This is a genomic window from Sporomusa aerivorans, from assembly GCF_041428895.1.
GTDB classification, from domain to species: Bacteria; Bacillota; Negativicutes; order Sporomusales; family Sporomusaceae; genus Sporomusa; species Sporomusa aerivorans.
Genome location: NZ_CP156926.1, coordinates 2,105,437 through 2,125,202, shown reverse-complemented (window position 1 = coordinate 2,125,202; position 19,766 = coordinate 2,105,437). Strand labels below are relative to the sequence as shown.

General features: G+C 38.6%; 19 protein-coding genes. 6 read left to right on the top strand and 13 right to left on the bottom strand.

Features of this window, described 5'->3' with window-relative positions:
* Positions 1-93: 93 nt before the first annotated feature.
* The 3 genes from SATMO3_RS09705 to SATMO3_RS09695 all read right to left on the bottom strand — a co-directional run bounded on the left by SATMO3_RS09705 (position 94) and on the right by SATMO3_RS09695 (position 2,537).
* Positions 94-846, bottom strand: a complete 753-nt coding sequence (locus tag SATMO3_RS09705; protein WP_371380439.1) for a class I SAM-dependent methyltransferase — start codon at positions 844-846, stop codon at positions 94-96.
* A 121-nt stretch (positions 847-967) separates the two neighbouring features.
* A complete protein-coding gene (locus SATMO3_RS09700; protein WP_371380437.1) occupies positions 968-1,792 on the bottom strand; it encodes a hypothetical protein in 825 nt (274 codons plus the stop codon).
* A 193-nt stretch (positions 1,793-1,985) separates the two neighbouring features.
* Positions 1,986-2,537, bottom strand: a complete 552-nt coding sequence (locus SATMO3_RS09695; protein ID WP_371380436.1) for a hypothetical protein — start codon at positions 2,535-2,537, stop codon at positions 1,986-1,988.
* A 290-nt stretch (positions 2,538-2,827) separates the two neighbouring features.
* On the opposite strand from SATMO3_RS09695, the gene SATMO3_RS09690 reads away from it, so the two are divergent.
* On the top strand, positions 2,828-3,649 hold the full coding sequence (locus SATMO3_RS09690; protein WP_371380434.1) for a nitroreductase family protein: 822 nt from the start codon (positions 2,828-2,830) through the stop codon (positions 3,647-3,649).
* 426 nt (positions 3,650-4,075) lie between these two features.
* Here the strand turns inward: SATMO3_RS09690 and SATMO3_RS09685 are convergent, their stop codons facing one another.
* From SATMO3_RS09685 to SATMO3_RS09660, 6 genes are all read right to left on the bottom strand, one after another.
* Positions 4,076-4,480 (bottom strand): hypothetical protein, encoded by a 405-nt coding sequence (locus SATMO3_RS09685; protein WP_371380433.1) that lies wholly within the window; start codon positions 4,478-4,480, stop codon positions 4,076-4,078.
* A gap of 118 nt (positions 4,481-4,598) precedes the next feature.
* Positions 4,599-6,080: a hypothetical protein gene (locus SATMO3_RS09680; protein ID WP_371380431.1), complete on the bottom strand. Its 1,482-nt coding sequence runs from the start codon at positions 6,078-6,080 to the stop codon at positions 4,599-4,601.
* A gap of 8 nt (positions 6,081-6,088) precedes the next feature.
* On the bottom strand, positions 6,089-7,519 hold the full coding sequence (locus SATMO3_RS09675; protein WP_371380430.1) for a hypothetical protein: 1,431 nt from the start codon (positions 7,517-7,519) through the stop codon (positions 6,089-6,091).
* 743 nt (positions 7,520-8,262) lie between these two features.
* Positions 8,263-9,351 (bottom strand): plasmid pRiA4b ORF-3 family protein, encoded by a 1,089-nt coding sequence (locus tag SATMO3_RS09670; protein ID WP_371380428.1) that lies wholly within the window; start codon positions 9,349-9,351, stop codon positions 8,263-8,265.
* A 62-nt stretch (positions 9,352-9,413) separates the two neighbouring features.
* Complete coding sequence (locus tag SATMO3_RS09665) at positions 9,414-9,803, bottom strand: HEPN domain-containing protein (protein ID WP_126309167.1); 390 nt, start codon at positions 9,801-9,803, stop codon at positions 9,414-9,416.
* On the bottom strand, positions 9,793-10,125 hold the full coding sequence (locus SATMO3_RS09660) for a nucleotidyltransferase domain-containing protein (protein ID WP_091747218.1): 333 nt from the start codon (positions 10,123-10,125) through the stop codon (positions 9,793-9,795). Before SATMO3_RS09660 ends, SATMO3_RS09665 begins: the two co-directional genes overlap by 11 nt.
* Positions 10,126-10,801: 676 nt before the next feature.
* On the opposite strand from SATMO3_RS09660, the gene SATMO3_RS09655 reads away from it, so the two are divergent.
* From SATMO3_RS09655 to SATMO3_RS09645, 3 genes are all read left to right on the top strand, one after another.
* Positions 10,802-12,244 carry an IS1182 family transposase gene (locus SATMO3_RS09655; RefSeq protein ID WP_371380426.1) on the top strand — a complete coding sequence of 481 codons (1,443 nt, stop codon included), beginning with the start codon at positions 10,802-10,804 and terminating at the stop codon, positions 12,242-12,244.
* Positions 12,245-12,492: 248 nt separating this feature from the next.
* Entirely contained in the window at positions 12,493-13,062 is a 570-nt protein-coding gene (locus tag SATMO3_RS09650; protein WP_371380424.1) for a hypothetical protein, read from the top strand.
* A 5-nt stretch (positions 13,063-13,067) separates the two neighbouring features.
* Positions 13,068-13,334: an SPASM domain-containing protein gene (locus SATMO3_RS09645; protein WP_371380423.1), complete on the top strand. Its 267-nt coding sequence runs from the start codon at positions 13,068-13,070 to the stop codon at positions 13,332-13,334.
* 586 nt (positions 13,335-13,920) lie between these two features.
* Here the strand turns inward: SATMO3_RS09645 and SATMO3_RS09640 are convergent.
* The 4 genes from SATMO3_RS09640 to SATMO3_RS09625 form a co-directional block, all read right to left on the bottom strand.
* On the bottom strand, positions 13,921-14,505 hold the full coding sequence (locus SATMO3_RS09640; RefSeq protein ID WP_371380421.1) for a DJ-1/PfpI family protein: 585 nt from the start codon (positions 14,503-14,505) through the stop codon (positions 13,921-13,923).
* A gap of 84 nt (positions 14,506-14,589) precedes the next feature.
* Positions 14,590-15,168, bottom strand: coding sequence for a DJ-1/PfpI family protein (locus tag SATMO3_RS09635; RefSeq protein WP_371380420.1), 579 nt, complete (start codon positions 15,166-15,168; stop codon positions 14,590-14,592).
* A gap of 410 nt (positions 15,169-15,578) precedes the next feature.
* Entirely contained in the window at positions 15,579-17,522 is a 1,944-nt protein-coding gene (gene thrS, locus SATMO3_RS09630) for a threonine--tRNA ligase (RefSeq protein WP_371380419.1), read from the bottom strand.
* Positions 17,523-18,116: 594 nt separating this feature from the next.
* Positions 18,117-18,281: a DUF255 domain-containing protein gene (locus SATMO3_RS09625; protein ID WP_371380417.1), complete on the bottom strand. Its 165-nt coding sequence runs from the start codon at positions 18,279-18,281 to the stop codon at positions 18,117-18,119.
* Between the two features lie 374 nt (positions 18,282-18,655).
* Here SATMO3_RS09625 and SATMO3_RS09620 point away from each other — a divergent pair, with 374 nt between their 5' ends.
* Both SATMO3_RS09620 and SATMO3_RS09615 read left to right on the top strand, forming a co-directional pair.
* The gene (locus tag SATMO3_RS09620; RefSeq protein ID WP_371380416.1) at positions 18,656-19,099 is read left to right on the top strand and encodes a hypothetical protein; all 444 of its coding nucleotides are present in this window, start codon (positions 18,656-18,658) and stop codon (positions 19,097-19,099) included.
* Positions 19,100-19,102: 3 nt separating this feature from the next.
* Complete coding sequence (locus SATMO3_RS09615; protein ID WP_371380415.1) at positions 19,103-19,765, top strand: hypothetical protein; 663 nt, start codon at positions 19,103-19,105, stop codon at positions 19,763-19,765.
* The last annotated feature ends 1 nt before the right edge of the window (position 19,766 follow it).

The following is a 19,766-nucleotide window of genomic DNA, read 5'->3' as shown; positions in this document are numbered from 1 at the left end:
TTACTGCAGTTAGCTTATCTAATAATAAAGATGTTGTCGCCAATCCCGTTCCCCATAAGATACCTTCAAATAGTAACTACCCTACGGATATGACTACAGCTTCCTCGCTTTAAAAACAGCTGTTAACGGAACCATTTGCGATTTTTTCTTCAAATCGTTAAGTTCGCCTGTTAATTGCAAAGTTTCGTCATTTGTCTGCTCAATCAATTGCTCAATTACAAAACCAGCCTTCGCCAATGCGTTTACGTAAGTTGATATTCTTCGGGAGCAAAGTAAAATATTTTTCCCGTCAAGTTCCCGCTCAGACCATGTTTCATCAAAATAGCTATTTTTAAAAAAGGCTTTACCATCTTCAAATGCCACGCACATATGGATATGGTGCGACCAGCTGAATATAAACATGCCACCCTTTTTTAAATAAGATGCAACCTTATTAAATGTACCCTGTAAATCCGTTGTCCATCCAATTGCATAAATTGAATAAATATAATCAAAATAATCTATTGGTAGTCCGCATTCGTCCTCCATTGCCCCACAAATCAGCTTTGCTGCATAGCCACTTTCCGATAGACATTTCGCTGCCTTCTCAATCTGGTTTTTAGAAATATCTAAGCCCCAAAGCTCGGCGGCCTTGTTATTGCCATGATATTTAAGAGATTCACCGTTACCGCAACCAATATCTAAAAGTTTTTTGCCAGCTACGTCACCAAATAAGTTTAATTCATTTTCCGTTAAAGTATTACAACCGTAATAAGGCAGTACAATAGCTCCTAAAAAATCGTTACCATTCTCGTCCCAATAAATCTTGTTCGTGTGATGTGTATTGCTAATATCAGTTTTGTTCATATGAGATTACCTCCCACTTAATATAAGCCCGGTCTGTGTCCCCTTATATTATTTACCCCAACGCGTGAACCTCTGTCAATCGCCTGACAAAGGTTGTGTATTATCAGATTTTAAATTTCGCTTATAGCTGTCTCCAATATTTTTTTAATTCTATTTGATTTTCCAGCTTCATCCGGCGAACCATATCTAAGAAATTATTTAATAAACGCGATTTTCTTGGAATAGATGTAATCTTATCAATTTGATCTACATCTGTATATTGAAAGTCATATCCAAAGGTATTAAGAAAAGCCATTATTGTAATATGGAGAATTTGAAGTCGATCCCATCTTAATCTGTCTTCATTTGGTGATATATCATTTAGAAAATTACAAACAGGTATAATCTCATCAATGTAAGCATTAAAATTTTTACAGAAATCCGTAAAATCACAAACTCTATCTTCCGTTATAAATTTTTCAGCAAGATTCTCAAGTTGTCCCCGAAAAAAATGATCTGTAGCCATACTACGTTCATACGAATATCCTTTATATAATTCTGCATCATACAAAATTTGAGGCAATAACCTTAAAAACTTTATAAAATCCAAATCTTCCTGCAAAGCAAACGTAGTATCTAAATATACCATTTCTTTCTCAATTTTTCGTACCCATGCAAATACTGCTATAAATCGGTAAATAAAAGATACAAAATAATAATGCTCATAAACATCAATAACATCTATTTTATGCCATTTTTTTAGATAATTCTCACCATAGAAGTTCCATAGGCGATGGTTTAGCTCTTCACAAGCATTAAGCAACTGAATTTTATTTTTAGATAAAATCTTCTTTACTTCTTTTCTCTGTTCATATTCATGTTCTGATTGGAGCTTGAATAATTGGAATTGTCGATCAAAAAGCTCTTTAAGCTTAGGTGTAAATAACGCTATTATTAAAGTAATCAAGGTTGTAAATATTGATATAAAAGCCGTTACTATCCATATTGATTAAATGCCTTGAGTGCTATAATGGATGGCTTGTTAACCTCTGTGATGATAATTTGTTGTTGCATAAATATATAACCCCTTTCAGTTTTGGGGTATCTAACTGAAAGGGGTTCATTTTTTTAACTTTTATTTTTCAAATGGCACAAATAACTTAAATGCTGTTCTTCTCGATGAATTCACGCTCTGCTTTCTTCAAATAGCGAATGGATTTGTCAAATGTGTAAAAATAAGTTTTCTTTAACAACGCCAATTTCTCTATTGATTGCTCAATAATAGCCTTCTTTAAAGCAGGAATCATTTGGCTATTGCTAACTCCGTACCGACCTGGTTCAATAATATCTTCGATTTTAAGTTCACCGTTGGTTTCAGCCATTACAGGAGCTTCTGTAGCATCATCAGAAACCGTATTCTCACTCGGTTCCTGGGATTCGGGATTATCCTGCTCTGCTTTTTCTTCCTCAGTGGTTGTGTTAGCTGTTCCCTGCTCCTGCTCCTGTAATTCCTCTTGTTCGAAATCATCCATCACTTGTTTACCGACCTCCATAAAAATTGTTTGTTTGAATTGACGTTTCACGGCTAAAATAGGTTGACTATTGGCTGGCCTGCATTTGACGCATAAACCAGAACCATCCTCATCACTGGACGAATAGAGTTTTTTACATATCCCACAGCGGGGAGTGATAGGTGTTACATTCTTTTTCATGTTCTCACCTTCTTTATTATGTAAACTTATCTATTATATCGTATCCTCTTGCTCACCCTGCGTAAACGGCTGTTTTGCATCTTCATACAAAAAAATAACCTCTGTCAAATCATTGACTAAGGTTATTTCATACGCTGGTTTATGTACCTTCTAAAGATTAACTATGTAAAGCATCGCAGTATACAAATAGATACTATAATACTCCAAAGTACCTACTTGTTATTTTTATCAATACATCCTATTATTACATTATTACAACTACAAATTAATGGAAATCAGGGAGTGATACCATGGATTTGATTTATGTTGATCAAAAAAAATGTACTCAGTGTGGCATTTGTGTGGATATATGTCCACCTAGAATTATACAGATGGAGAAGAATGGTCCTATCTTATCTAATCCTGAATCATGCATAGCTTGTGGACACTGTGTTGCCATATGTCCGCATACAGCAATAAATAATGTTAAAACACCCCTATCTAATCAAATTCCTTTAGAAAAATTTCCGGTAATTGATAGCGATAGCGCTTATCAGTTCATCCGGTCTCGTCGCTCCATTCGTTGTTACAAAAATCAAAAGGTTCAACGTGATCTACTATTAAAATTAGTTGATATCGCCCGCTTTGCTCCTACTGCTAGTAATAAACAGGGAATTTCATATATTATTGTTGATGATACAGAAATACTACAAAAAACAACTCAAATGGTAATCGAATGGATGGAAGAAAATCAATCCCTTTGGTGGAGCTTTCCTATACATATTCGTGCCTATAAAGAGCATGGAATTGATGGGATTTTCCATTCCGCTCCTAACCTCATCGTAGCAACTGCACCAAAAGATTTTAAAAACGGTCGTGAAAACACAATTCTATCGTTTTCTTATTTAGAATTATTCGCTAATACCTTGGGACTTGGTTCTGCATGGGCGGGTCTCTTTGAAATGTGCGCTTTCTCAAACTATCCCCCTTTATTAGACTTATTAAAAATCCCGGAAAGTAAGTCAATAACTGGAGCAGTCATGGTCGGTTATCCAAAATATAGTTTCAAACGTCTCGTAGATAGAAATCCACTTGATGTAACTATATTAAGCAATGATCTAGTAAACAATTGAAAAGAAGCTATCCTCACCAATATAAGAATTACAGAATAAACGCATTATAAAATCACCTCTGTTAACAAAGACAAGAGGTGATTTTTTTAATATTCTCTGGCAACAGCATCATACAATATTCTCCACTATCCATAGCCCATATTAACCTTTGTCAATATTTTTTTGACAAAGGTCTCTTTATAAAGTGTCAGAATCACCCGGAACCCTTGCAGTCAACAAAAATTTTATAGTTAATGTAATATATCAATTTAGTGAATTCCGTTGCTATAATGATACGATTCTCCGTATCGAGTATAGCGGCGAAAAAGGGCTATGATTTGCCCTCATTGCCCTAAACCTATTATGATTATATCATAGGTTGAAAAACCTTCAAATGAATCAACACAAATAACTAAATAATTCAAGCCTGACCCCAATGCCCCACTCTCATACCTCTTCATCTGGCTTTTTTTCTGGTTCTATTCCTAAAAAGTCGTTTAACCCGAAAAAGAGGAAGTGTAGCATGGCAAATTTTTGCTGCTTCTCTTTCATCTGTTTTTGATTCAAGTATTTTTTTTCAGATGAACCCGTAGTGTCGTTTTTTGAATTAGATTGTTTATTTATATCTTCTTCATTGTCATCTATGACAGTGATTTCCACATCTTCATTGTCATCTATGACAGTGACTTCCACATCTTCATTGTCATCTATGACAGTGACTTTCACGTCTTCATTGTCATCTATGACAGTGACTTCCTCGTCTTCATTGTCATCTATGACAGTGACTTTCACGTCTTCATTGTCATAGATGACAGTGACTTCCTCGTCTTCATTGTCAATGTTATTACCCACGGTAATTCCTCCATTTATTATATGCCGTAAAGGGCGGGCATTAATTTAACTTGACTTTGCATAATGTCTTTAGTCTAAGTTTAATCTCTCATCGAATCGTTTTGCCAAAAATCTTTGCTCAGATAATCATATCGTCCGTATCACTATCGGATGCAAATACTAATAAAGCCAATACTGCCGCTGCTACAGTACCTCCAACGCCCACGCCAATTTTTTCTTTGGTAGTAAGGCTATTCCAAAAACCACCATCTTCCACTGAATTTAATATATCTACATATTTCTTAAATTTATTTTTCGCATATTCTTTCATGTCGCCAAAAGCAGCTTCAGAAATTTTTTTTTCATCGAAAAGAATCACGGATTTATAACCAAGCCAGCCATATCGGAATCCAAACTGATCAAATTGCCATTTCAAGATGTTTTTACTCAACATCTCGCTTTCGGGAAAGTTGCCTATGTAGATAATTTTTTGATTGACAGACTTATTTTCCGGAGGGAGTTTTGCAAATATTTTTTCAGGGTACAAAACAGCACTCATTTTACCCTCCCCTTCTTTTACTACTTCACCAATCAGCCCCAATAAAAATTCCGCGCATTGTTTTGTATTTTTATCATACACAATCGCTATATCAGTATTCGTTTTTTCACTTACCTCTGAACTATCAAAAGGTTGTTCTGCTTTGCGATTATCATCGACTGCCGAATCTTGTTCAGACGTATATTCTGGAGTGGAAAATTCCCTACACATTGCAAATTTATCTATAGCGTCACTCTGAATATCATCATAAAACTCGTCAACGTTACAATCTTCGTTTCCGGTCAAACCGCAATTTCTTAACGATATTTTTACGACATTATCTTTTATAATCTTTCGATGCGATTTTGGTTCGAAGTGGTATTTTTCAATTAAGCAACAAGCAAATTGAATAAACTTAAATTTTGTGTGGTTTTGAGCAAATAAATAAACTTGACCGATAGATTCTTCCGGCAAAGCAAGAATCTGTTCAGTGAAAGCTCCAATACTAACGGTTTGGGCAAATACAAACCCGTTTGTTTCCATTGTTTCTTTGATTCTAATCAGATCTTTATTATCAGATGTCGTTCGTTTATCAAGGAGCGAAAGGATTTCGAGTAAGCTGACAAAGTTCTTTTTAGGATCATACTTATTATTTTGAATATCGGTTATTAAATTTTGATAAGTATTTACGCTATCAATTTTCTCGTTTAACTTATTTACAAATTCATACATTATCTCTTGTAATTGCAAATGCGATGAGTATATCTCGTTCAACCGAATAGTAATGTTTGAAATAATGGCATCAGAGATGCGTTTTTCTTCAATAAACTTAGCAAAGACTTGCACAGTATATGCGGCTAATTTATCGCGATTCTGTTCCATCTCCTGTATTGTAGCTTTGTTTTTGCCTGAGACCGTAAACCACATACGTTGAAACCAATTTTGGTTTTGCATAACCAATAGTTTATCTTCATTCACATCAATAATAGAGGTCATTCCCGCAACGATTCTTGCAGTTTCAGCATAATCCCGTGATAAATAATAATTGAGGTCGTTGTTTGATGGCATAACTGAAAGCTTCATATTCTCACCTATATACTTTCTAACAAGCTATGCAACTTGTTATTATTTTTGATGTCTTGCTGTTGAAGTTGTTGATACTGTTGAGTTTGCAAAACATAAGTTTGCACCATATCTTCAAATGTCTGCCGGCTTCTTTCCATGGATGTGGTAAGCAGACGATAAATGGACGACATCTCATTCTGATATTTTGCTTGGCTTACCAAATCATAATAACTACCTCCGAGCAAATTCTCCCGGATTGTACCCAACACTATAGTAGCAACAAGTGAACCAACAACCGCGCCGACAACCGGAATGGGGATAAGGGCTTGACCAACTACTGCGCCGACACCACTAACAGCAGTATCAACCGATAACTGTTGAATATTGTAAATGAAGTCATCGGTACTGATATTACCGTTAGCAAGTTGTATTGCTTGTTTTGCTATACCAAATGTAGCGGTTACTATGCCCGCTGCCAGCGGGGCAGACATTCCCCCAACATTTGTCAAAGCATAAATGCTACCGCCTGTTACACCACCTCTCCCGATACCTATACCCGTTTCTTTAAAAATATCTCGCCAGTCATCGTCAGTAAAGTCGCTGAGTTTCTTACCTTGACGGAATTTGGATATAACGGTTGTACCAAATGACAACACCCCATCAATTGCTGCGGCAATTCCCGCAACTTTCAGCCCCTCTTTGAATGATGCTCTTGCTTTGAGTTCGTATTTTTGTCTTTCCGCTTCATCGACATCTGAAATTTCCTGCTCTTTATTATCAATTGTAATGCCGACTTTACCCAACTGTACTTCATCGTATGTAACTTGTGCCGGGTGAACGACATCCTCAAATTTTACATTATTGACTTGCTCAAATTCCTTTATTTTTCTAACAACATTACGAGCAATCTCACCGTCCTCTGAACTTGACAAGTTATTCAAGTCTCTCGGTGAAAGATTGCGCCACTCTTGTATTTTATTAAAATAATCGCATGGAATATCATATCCACCCTTAGACAAAAAATCTGGATTTTGGTTAAGATGATCGTTTATTGCATCAATAGAAAGATTTTTTTGAACAAACTTTGATTGAATCGGTTGTCCACTTTTATAGTAATCTATAGAAGAAGATAAATTAGGTTCTTTTATATGGCTTGGCACATTACCTACCATCAAGTTATCAGCATTATTAAAGCGAATTTCGATGTGTTCGGCTACAATTCCGTGTTTAGTCCTAAGATTTCCTTGGATATGTTGTGGTTGTGCAACAATATCCCTAACTTTTTGTAGTTCTTGCAACGCATTTTCAAGATTTATGTCCTGCTTAATCAGATTCTGTAACAATTCATCAGCACGAAGCTGATTAACTTCGCCGACGATAGCACCGATTCCCTGACTTGCACACATGTCAAGGATACAGGACTGCGCCACGCCACCTCTAGTTAGGTCTTTTTTCATCCTGCTCTCCTCCAGCCTCAACTTTCACATACTCCCAGTCACATGTCAATCCCACTTCCATAAATCTCTGCTGAATCGGTATAAATCCCATCCTTCTCAGCCAAAATCTTCGCCGTTGGCAGTCTATCCAACACCGCATCAATAAAGGTCCGCTGTAGGCAAACTTTACCCTGCTAGATTAGCAATTCTTTAAATTAATCTAAATTCCTGTAAGTTTTGCTGATTTTTGCTATTGCTAAACATAGAATGCAAACGGGTGAGCCTAAAATAGGTGTCAAGGGAATGGCAGACTGTTTGAAAACGACACCCTTAATCCACAAAGAATCAGGGCAATGAGGGCAGATACTACCTTTAAAAACTTCGGGAGCATAAAAAAATGACCGCAAACTCCCGCAAGAGTTAAGGTCATTTTGCACCGTTACAGATGATACGGTTCTCCCCGACTAATCTTAAGCATACATGCTACTTTAATGAACATGGCACCACTGTCATGACAAAATGGAACAAAAATAGAACTCCTTGAATTTACTGGCTCCATAGGCATTTTCATGTTCCAGTACATGCCATTAGATAGTTCCATAACGTGCCACTTTAAATTGTTGATAATTCATATGATTCCTGGCTTTACGCCCTCATAATTTTGTTCCAGAACATGCCACAATACATTTATATAAACCTTAGTCATTAATAGCGTGAATCAGAAATTTTACCTTGTCCTATTACAATGGGCACTTCCTAGTCGATTACAGATTTCCATAACCTTTAAGTTTGTGATTCATAAGCTCAATATTGAAATCCTGATATCCCTGCATTTGAGACCAGTTTATCATCTCCTTATGGTCCGGATGTTTGGGATCAGCTATTATTTCTAAAAAATCGTAATATCCCGGTTCTCCGCCTACGTCCTCGGGTGGAGCATTTCCCTCCCCTTCTACGCAAACCGAATAATTCTGTGGATATGTTTCGATTACATTACCCACTTTAATCCAATGTCGCCAATCATCACCAAAATCATAAGTATATTGTATTGTTAAATATTTAGGAATGTAATCGGATAATTTACAATCCGCTTCCTTGATCATGGGAATGTCCTTAGGATATTCAAAGGCATCTTCCCCGCACACGATATTGGTGATTGCCTTATCCTTGTCAATAACATTAAAATCATGCAAATGACAATCCTGCCAAGTAAAGAGTATCTGCAATATATGATGTAACTGCAGAAAAGTAAAATGTAGCGGAACAACCACCTTGCGCCAAACTTTATAGTCGGTAAGTTCAAGGGTAATCATTAGCTCCACTGCCTGACAGTCAAAAATTGAAGTTCCCGTAAAATTTTCCAGATCTTTATATAAGCATTCATTAGGATGTTTATAAGCCCCTTTGCCAACGCCTACAAGATGAGTACTCACCCGTCGATTAACAAAGCTTTGAATAACCATATTACTCTGTAATTCATCTGCATGCCAATATACCATTTCACAAGCTTTGTTCATTTTGGCAACACTTGACCGGTCTTTTGTTTTGGCATAAGTAACTACCGGCGAATGTTGAGTAAAATTCTCAACCAGCTCAGGTTTCATAGACTCAGCTAATAAGGTTTCCCTAATACTAAAGATTATAAGCTCATCAAGATTTTTAAAGTTTCTCGCTTTTATCCCATAGAGTACTATGACATAATGATTGCTGTCGTTCACTAATACCACTGTTTTTTTACGATTGACAGTAATTAAGTTAGCATGCCATGAAAATAATGCCGGCTCACTGCTATTTACTAGTACAGGTTCTATTTTTAATTCTTCAAGAAGTTTTTTTGTACATTGAATTAACATTCTAACCTCCATCAAATAAAGAAATAAACCCTAATCCACTAGCAAGATTAGAGCCTATTTCTTTATGTCATGTTTATCTTTCCCTTTAAAAATGCCTGTACTTGCTCTGCACTTTTAACAGCTAAATGAGCATCGGTCTCGTTTAATTCCAAGCTAAATGGATATCTTGCCTGCACTCCATAATCAGTTAAATTTAAACATTCTTCCCTGATCTGCATGAAATTTTCGTCATATTTCATGCAGGTCTTGTTTAAAGCCACTAGATCATGAACCCGCTGAATTGCTCCACCATGAAAAGCAATAAATCCTTTTAAATATTTTTCCGCACTCTGCTGACAATGATAACAAATAATTTCAACCGGAACTGGCTGCATTTCTTGCAAATAAATAGCCGAATCTAAATCCTGCTTAGCATAGCGAAACCATTCTTGCGCAACCAAATTATTGTTCATATAAAAGTACTCCCTCATGGGCAATTTTATGCTCCATGGTTGCTGCTGAAACTACGCGTTCATTGAATTCATCATCATCATATACTAGTAAATCAACCGGCATGTCTACATCCTGCATCATCGCTTTTCTTATCTTACGTAAAATATCAATTTTGCGTAAACCGGCTAAGGAAGCGACGATACATAAGTCAAGATCACTATCATCAGTATACGTATTATCTGTATAAGAACCGAATAAATATATCTTTTTCACATCTATACTATTTTGAATAACACTAATTACGCTTTCAAGATTTTCTCTGACATTGGTCTGCTTACTCACACCCGTCACTCCCTTCCATATTTATATTATAACACAGCTATAAATTGTTTATAAATTCCAATTAAAAATAATCCGGCCAGTTCTAAAATAATGCTAAACTAGTCGGATTACCTGTTACTTTTATGAACATGGCACCACTGTCACGACAAAATGGAATAAAAATTGAACCCCTTGATTTTACTGGCTTCATAGGCATTTGCTTGTTCTAGTACGTGCCATTAAATCGTTCCAGTACATGTCATTTGGGATTGCCAAGAATCCATATATTATCTAACTTTGTGGCCTCATAATATTATTCCATAACATGCCACGAAACGTTAAATAAACCTTAGTCAACCAGAGGGTGTCGCGGGGACGGGGTGTCGACACTACATTTCGAACAAGTCACAGGACTGAAGGTCGTCTTACTCACAGGCGTCAAGAGAATGTAATTACCGATAAAAAAATAAGTGTCAGCAACTCCGTCCCCTCGACACCTCCAGGCTTTAGATTATTACGTTCTATTTTTCTCTATTGCCATGTAAAAGCCCTGCAAAATTTAACTTTTTTTGTCATATTGTGATGTCGAGATGTGTCAAGGGAACGGCAGACTGTGCGAGAAGCAGGTAAAAAATAACAAAAGAAGAGAGAAAAATGATATAATATAGGCATAAAGAAAGTAAGCAGGGAGAAATATATGCCTTATAAAATAGGTAAAAATAGAAACCAAATAGTGATGTTTCCGGAACTGATAGACGATTACATCAGTGAGGAAAATGAAGTCCGTGTCATTGAGGCCTTTGTTGAAGTCCTTGACATGAAAGAACTTGGTTTTACTCGCTATGAATCAGCTACTACAGGAAGGCCCGGGTATCGCCCCCAAGAAATGCTAAAACTGTACCTGTACGGCTACTTAAACCGCATCCGTTCTTCTCGGCGCTTGGAAAAAGAATGCATCAGGAATGTTGAAGTCATGTGGTTATTAAATAAACTAACGCCTGACTACAAAACGATTGCGGATTTCCGCAGGGACAGCAGTCAGGCATTAAGGCAGGTATTTAGGGAATTTACGGTCCTATGCCGTGAGTGGGAGCTGTTTGGCAAAGAAGTTGTGGCGGTTGATGGCAGCAAATTCCGAGCTTCCAATTCCAAGAAAAATAATTATAGTGAAAAAAAGCTAACGAGACTGCTTAAATACATCAATGAGAAAATAAATGAATATCTACAAATGCTTGATACAACGGATCAAGAGGAAAGCCATGAACGCAAGTTGACTGCCACGGAAATACAAAATCGCCTAGAAAAGCTGACAAAGAGAAAATCCAACTACGAGGATATGGAGCAGCGGATAAAAGACAGCGACGAAAATGAAGTATCGACTATTGACGCAGATAGTAGACTAATGTATTCAAATAACAATGGCGTCGACGTAAGCTATAATGTACAGTCAACCGTTGACATGAAACATAACCTGGTGGTGGATATCGCAGTAACCAACAACCCTAGTGATAGCGGTCAGCTTTTGCCTATGGCCGAGAGATCAAAAGAAATATTGAAAGTAGAGAAGATCACAGTCTTAGCGGATAAAGGGTATAGCAAAAGCCATACAGACCTAATGAGCTGTGAAAAAAACGATATAACTGTATATGCTGCTATGCAAGAAAGCCGCACTCCAGCAGGTGAAGCGAGGTATAAAGCGGATAACTTTACATACCTAGCTCAAACAGATATATATATTTGTCCCGAAGGAAAGAAACTATCGTTTTGGCGAACGCGTAAGGTAAATGACCTTGAGTATCGAGAATACGCTAATTTTAAGGAGTGTAAGAGTTGTCCTGCTAAAGGAAAATGTACAAAGGCCGAAAAAGGCCGAACAATCAGCCGTAGTGAAGCAACCGGGACAATTGAGGCGATCAAAAAACGAATGGAAGAAAACCCGCAGTTATACAAACGCCGGCAAATGATGAATGAGCCAGTGTTTGGTACAATCAAGAGGGCTATGGGGTTTACTTATTTTCTAACCAGGGGCTTTGAAAGAGTCAAGGCTGAAGCCTCTTTAGTTTTCTGCGCTTATAACCTTCGCAGAGTAATAAACATTCTGGGGCCAAAAGAAATAGTGAGCAGATTACGGACGATATAATAACGAATCTCCAGATGACCTTTCCAATTTCAAGTAAACATCCAAATGAGTAGCCTGATTTTTAAAGCCAGGGTACTTTTTTTGCTTTTTGGCTATTTATAGTGCCTGTTTTCGCACAGTCTGACGGATTGCCGACATCTAAATCTATACTGACTGCCGCCCTGCCAGCAGATTAAACTGGTAAATGTTGAGTAATTATGGTAATTATGGCATAATTAGATTATTAATAATATAAGGAGTGATAGCTTATGAGGAACAAATCTCTAGTGTTTTTAGCAAGTATCCTGTTAATAGCGGTGTTTGTGATAGCGCCTGCCACGGCCAATGCCCAGCTCCGCGACTCCTATGGAGAGTTTGGTGCTGCGCAAGTCGGTAAAATCCTTGACGATTATATGCTTAAGAGCAAGTTCGTACTGGCAAAAGGGGATACAATCGAGTCTCAGAATGTTTATAAAGATGGTTCAAAAAACATCGTCATTGCCAAAACCGACCGTGTAAAATACTCTCCCGAGCTTACAATTACTACAGATGCTAATGACATCATAACCAGAATTAATTTTCAATATTTTATTAAGCAGGATATAAGTAACGATTCCCGCAAAAGATTGCATGACGCATGGAGTTACGCGGTTAAAGGCCGCTACGGCAATCCAACAGAGGAAGGCATTGATAGCAAATATGGGTTTCCCTACTCCAGATATGTTGAGATAGGCAAATACCAGTACGATGTCGTAACATGTGTGATCGATGGACGCGATCAGCCAAGCGCAGCCCGCAATGGTATAACAAGATTTAGTATCTATATTGGCACCAGGTAAACCAAATGACTCAAGAGATGGTTCTCTTGAGTCATTTTTATTCGTTCCTCACAAGCGAAGCAATAATACGCAGAGATAGATGCAAGTCTTGTGAAATTTATGATTTCTGCAATGGTGGTTGCAATCATGTTGCATATAATGAAACAGGTATTGCAAATAATGAAGGCGTAAGTTGTAAAATCCTCAAATGTGCCTATTTGTACATTAAAAATTCTATAGATAATTTAACGCCAGTTGCAGGTAAAACCTGGTATCTACAATCCGAAGTTTGAAGAAATAATAAGGAATAGCATGCAAAAATTAACTTAAAATGAGAACGAATGTTTGATTGCATTAAGCATAATACTGCATTAAATAGTCTTTATTAGTAAACCAATCACAAAAATAGGAACAGCTATTTGCATATATTGGCAAATAGCTTGTCTCCTATTTTGTGAAAATTCCGATTTAAATGCCAGAAATGAAGCTCATCGAATCCTTGTGACATCATCATCACACCATTTTTCGCCGTTACTAATGATATGGTTCCCTCCGACTATCTTCAGAAATCTGTTACTTTAATGAACATGGCACCTTTGTCATGTCAAAAGAGGAACACCTTGATTTTACTGGCCTCATAGGCATTTCCTTGTTCTAGTATATGCCATTAAATCGTTCCTGTACATGTCATCTGGGGTTGCCGAGAATCCAATATTATCTAGCTTTGTGGCCTCATAATATTATTCCATAACATGCCACGAAACGATTAGTCAATAATTTAACCAATGTCTATTTTATGCGTGCCCCTAGAGCACTTAACAATCCTATGCAAAAATATTACTTTAAATACCCCCATTTTCTATCTCCGCCATGTATATTTTATTTGGCAAATAAATCGTCTTCCTTGTTTGAATTCCAAATATATTCAATGCTTTGTGCAAGTTCTATAGCTTTTTTTATACCAAACCTATCTGATATAAAGCCTAAAGCCATATCTATTCCTGCCGATACGCCAGACGAAGTATAAAACTTTCCATCAACAACCCATCTGGCATGACTGATCCATTCAACATCGGAATTCACTGACTTAACCCACTCAAATGCTCTCTTATTTGATGTAACTTTTCGACCATTCAACAGATTTGTTTTAGCAAGCAACGCCGATCCTGTACAGACCGTAAGGCAATATTGGGATTTAAGCGCAATGTCAGATAACTTCTCAATAAACAAATTATCGTTGATCAATTGTCGTGTTCCTTGACCGCCAGGAACTAAAAGTATTCCGGAGAAATCAACATTTTCCAAAGTTTCCGTTAAAATTGCTACCCCTTGACTGCTTTTAATAATACCACCATTTGTTGAAACAAAACGCAACCGACATTTCTCAATACGGCCAAGCACTTCGACTGGCCCAAACGCATCTAATGTTTCGAAATCAGAGAACAGTAAAACATTCACATCCATAAATTATCCATTCCTTTCCTGACACTCAAAACTATTTAACACTAGCCACTATCGACTGACCGAAAGCGAATACATCGTATTTATCTAAAAGCCCATTGCCTGTTTTACAATTTCCATTTTTTCTGTGGAGGTCAGCTTCTCCAAAAGTTTAAATGCTACGCCCGGGGCGGTTTCGGGACAATAAGAGGTGATAATGTTCTTATCTACCACGATAGGCTCATTTACTACGTCAACATCAAATTCTTTCAGTTGCTTTTGACGATATGCGTCCCGCAAATGATAGGTCGTGGCTTTTCGTCCCGCTAACACCCCGCTTTTCCCCACAGGTAGCGCCGCTACGCAAATTGCGGCAATTATTTTGCCTTGTTTATCGAACTCACGGATAAGATTCAAAAATCGTTCATCATAAGCTTCTTCGTAGAATCCAAATTCCTCAAAACCACCTGGAATTGCCAATGCATCATACTCATCAACATTTATTTCATCAATTGTTTTATCGACCAGAACTGGAATATTAAAGGTGCTGGTTACCTCTTTTTGAAAGCCACAGGTAACAACTGGCACATTATACCCATAGTCGTTTCTTGCCCATCCCATGACATCGACAAAAGCACTGAATTCCATTGTTTCAAATCCTTTCACCACAAACAATAATGTTATCATCGAATCCCCCCAGTTCATAAAGGATAAATATTAAATTACAAGTTACTATAATGAATACGGCTATGTCAACAATTATTGTTTCTCCTTTAACGAACTAACTCCTGCTAGGTTTTACCATACTAGCAGGAGTTAGTTTAAGTGTTACTTTAATGTACATAGCACCTTTGTTCATGTCAAAAGCGGAACACCTTGTTTTACTGTCTTCATAGGCATTTCCTTGTTCTAGTACATGCCATTAAATCGTTCCAGTACATGTCATTTGGGGTTGCCGAGAATCCATATATTATCTAGCTTTGTGGCCTCATAATATTATTCCATAACATGCCACGAAACGATTAATAGACATTAGTTAATAATTTAACCAATGTCTATTTAATGCGTGAGTCAGAAAACCATCACCCGACTCAGTCTTACCTTTTATGCAATATTTCTTCTGTTATTAAAGCCCGAAACGCTTCAATACTCATTGTTTTAGTTTCACCTTCTTTCCGGTCTCTGACCGCAACTACATTTTCATTTTGTTCCTTATCCCCTAGTATAAGCATATATGGTATTTTCCCTAACTGGGCTTCACGAATTTTGTAACCGACTTTTTCACTCCGGTCGTCCACTTCAACCCTTATATCTTCGTTTCTTAATACCTTCAGCACTTTATTTGCATACTCATGATTTCTCTCCGATATGGCTAATATCTTTACTTGAACAGGTGCAAGCCATATAGGAAAAGCACCCGCGTAATGTTCAATCAACGTTCCAACAAAACGTTCCATCGAACCAAGCAAAGCTCTATGCAGCATAATAGGTGTATGTTCTTTACCATCAGAGCCGACATAGGTCATGCCAAACCTCTCAGGTAAATTCATGTCTAGTTGAATAGTTGTTCCCTGCCATTCGCGTCCCATAGCATCCACGGCCTTTAAATCAATTGCTGGGCCGTAAAATTTAGCACCACCAATGTCCTTTTTAAATTCAATTCCCCGATCGCTAAGAATCTTTTCAAGGGTGCTTTCTGCCAGTTGCCACACAGGTTCATTATCAATGAATTTCTCCTTATCCTGTGGATCACGCACAGAGAGATATACGTTTAGCTTGTCATAACCAAATGCCTTATTAATATCAAGTGCAAAGTCAAGAACATTATTTACCTCATCCACAAACTGATCTTCAGTACAAACAATATGGGCATCATCTTGAGTAAAACCACGTACACGTAACATACCGTGCAAAGCTCCTGATTTTTCAAAGCGGTAAACACTACCAAGTTCGCACCAGCGAATAGGCAGTTCTCTATAACTGCGTGGTCTGGTCTTATACATTCTCACGTGGAACGGACAGCTCATGGGTTTTACATAATAGTAGGTATTCTCTGTTTCATCCTTGGCTGCCATTTTCATTTTAGGATACATACCCTCAGCAAAATGATCCAGATGCCCTGAAGTTTCCCAGAGATTACTTTGTCCAATATGGGGAGTATAGATATATTCATACCCACGCCTACGGTGCTCCTTACGCCAGTACATTTCTATTTCCTCGCGCACAACAGAAAGTTTAGGATGCCAAAGGATAAGCCCCTGACCGATATATTCATCAATGGAGAATAAATCAAGTTCTTTGCCAATTTTACGGTGGTCACGTTTTTTTGCTTCTTCCTGTGCAGCCAGGTAGGAGTCTAACTCCGACTGTTTAGTAAATGCTGTCCCATAAATACGTTGGAGCATTTTGTTATTGGAATCACCTCGCCAATAGGCGCCTGTGCAGGAAATAAGCTTAACGGCCTTTATCATACCCGTATAGGGTAAATGAGGCCCCGCACAAAGATCAACAAAATCCCCTTGTCGATAAAAAGTGATTGGCTGGCCATCAGGCAATTCCCTAATCAATTCTGCTTTGTACGGCTCATTAAGCCGCTCGGCAAATTGTAATGCCTCTGACCGGTTAAGTGCAAACCGCTCCAAAGCTGAATTTTGTCTAATTATCCGCTTCATTTCGCTTTCTATTTTTTCTAAGTCATCTGATGAGACGGGAACTTCTGAGTCAAAGTCATAGTAAAATCCGTTTTCGATTGCCGGTCCAATGGCAAGTTTCACCTGAGGGTAAAGATTTTTAATAGCTTGTGCAAGAACATGGGCAGCCGTATGGTGTAGCACCTTTTTACCTGCTTCTTCGTTAAAGGTAACCACATGTAAAGAACAGTCCGCGTTGACGGTGGTCGTTATATCCACCACCTTTCCGTTAATCTCAGCAGCAAGCGCTTCTTTTGCAAGTCCTGAACTGATTTGTTTAGCAATTTCAGCACAGGTGGTAGAGAACGGCACCTCTATTGAATTTCCGTTCTTAAGCTTTACACTAATCACCCTCAACACCTCTTTCTTTATTTTTATATAATAAAAGCTCTCACCCCTGAAAAATCAGGGGTGAGAGCTTTTATTCACACGGTTCCACCCTGGTTATGCCCAATAGGAAACAATCCTTTGCACATAGCTTAAAACCTCGATAACGCAAGGTGTGCGGCTATGCTTAATTAAAAATGAAAAAACCATTTCCGTTCAGCACGCAACTCAAGAGTGGTCTTCTCTATTAACTCCGAAAGGATGCTTTCAGCCGGTGACATCCAATCTCTGCTCGGGTTCATTAACAGATACTCTCTCTATCACAGTTTTGATCTTATTAAATATGTGTGCTATTGTAGCACAAAAGAATACCATTTGTCAATTTTTTGCAGATTTATGTGTCAAGGGCAGGGGCTGTCGACACCCCTTCCTCCGTAAGATACACTTTTGGTAGACCTGATAATCAGACAGATTATCAATAGTATATACCCGCATTTTGCAAAGAGTTGGGGTTATATTTCACCGTTACCAATGATACTATTCTCCCCGACTAATCTTAAACCGAACATGTTGCTTTAATGTACATGGCACCAGTGACAAGTTCATCAATGCAAGTCGTCAGCTATACCCAATAGAAAGGAATATCGGCTTATCTTCGGCCTTTGCTTTTGCAAAGGCGTCTGAGCCCCACGGGTACCAATCCACAGGATTATAAGCGTGTTGCATTAGATAAGGCGATTTCTCGTTTACCAATCTATTGGGTATTTTCTTTTCTGATAACATGCGCGACCACCCCCTTTACCTAAAATTAATTTTTACGTAGATAGTGTTTCCCTCACGCAGGTAAACAATGCTCTCAATAACCGTCTTATACAAATCGTTACGCTGCACATTATGGTGTTTGATTTGATCTATAAAATAACGAAGGATGAAAGTGTGGCAATCGAAGTATCCAGCTGGTCGGAGGTGGCAAGTGTTGGCGATAGTTACGAAACAGACAATTTTACTGTGGAAGTGATTGGTTCGGTTTAAACGCTATACGCAAGAACAGCGCTTGACGCAAAAATAACGTCAAGCGCTGTTTTTTTCTTTAGAAACGTAAACTACCGGCTTATCCTGCCGGTAGTTATTCTATTGCAATAAATGGAGGTAAGGATATGGACATCATGGAACAGGCCATCCAAAAACTCGATGCGGAGCTGGCGACAGCAGCCGATGATCGAGGCTATCTGTTCGCCATCAATCAGATTGTGCGCGCACTGCTATTGGAAGATGATAGCTACGTGGAAAAGGTTTTGGAAGAAAAACACACGCTAGAGCGCGCCTACAAAGTCATGCGGCATCTCGCGCAAAAAAACCGCGGGGGTACTACCTGCGTATGTATTGCGCCAGACGAAGCCCAAGATATTATCGGCAGATTTTACGGCTTTTGGGGCGAACCCTTTGACTTTGATCCGGATGAAAAACCCAAACGTCCCATTCCCGCGGCGGCAAAGCGCCCGAACGCGCCTGCCGTTCCCAAAAGCACTCCCATACCGGCAGCGGCAAATAAGCCGGCTGGCCAGCTCAACCAAATCGATCTGTTTGGGGGGGAGGCTTAAGCCATGACTGCCGAACAAATCTTATCTCATTTCCGCCCAGGGCCGGTCACGAGAGATTTAAAGCAATTCGTCCGGAAAAATGCCTTCAGTAAACAGTACTTATTCATCCGGAAAAAGGGCGATACCACAGGCTATTGTTCGTTCTGCGAAAAGGATGTTCCACTCAAGGACCGTTCGTCTCTGAAGCACAATGCGAAAACAACCTGCCCGCGCTGCCGCAGGGAAGTCACCCTAAAGCATGTCTGGCGTGGGATAAAAAATATCGTCGACGAGGCGTATGTGTACCATTTTGCGCGTTCTGTGAAAAATAAGCAGATGATTACCTGCCAGACCTTCTATGTCTCTCGTTTCTTAGACAGCAATCCCGGCGCGATAAAATACTCCCCCTCCTGCTACTATGTGTTTTCCCGCCAGGGCGCTAAGATGATGTATGTCGACCCCTACTACCGCCAATATGTCTTGACCCAAAGTATCTATACCAAGCATCCGAGCGGTGGTTTATACTATGGCTGGCAAGGCAAGCTAGCTGTAAATATGGCTAGTCTCGCACGGGCGCTCCCTCACACCCCGTATCAATATAGCGCCTGGGAAGACTACACCGATATGAATGAACAAATCCTGCGTTACTTCGCCCTGTTCGCCAAACATCCGCAAGTAGAATATTAGC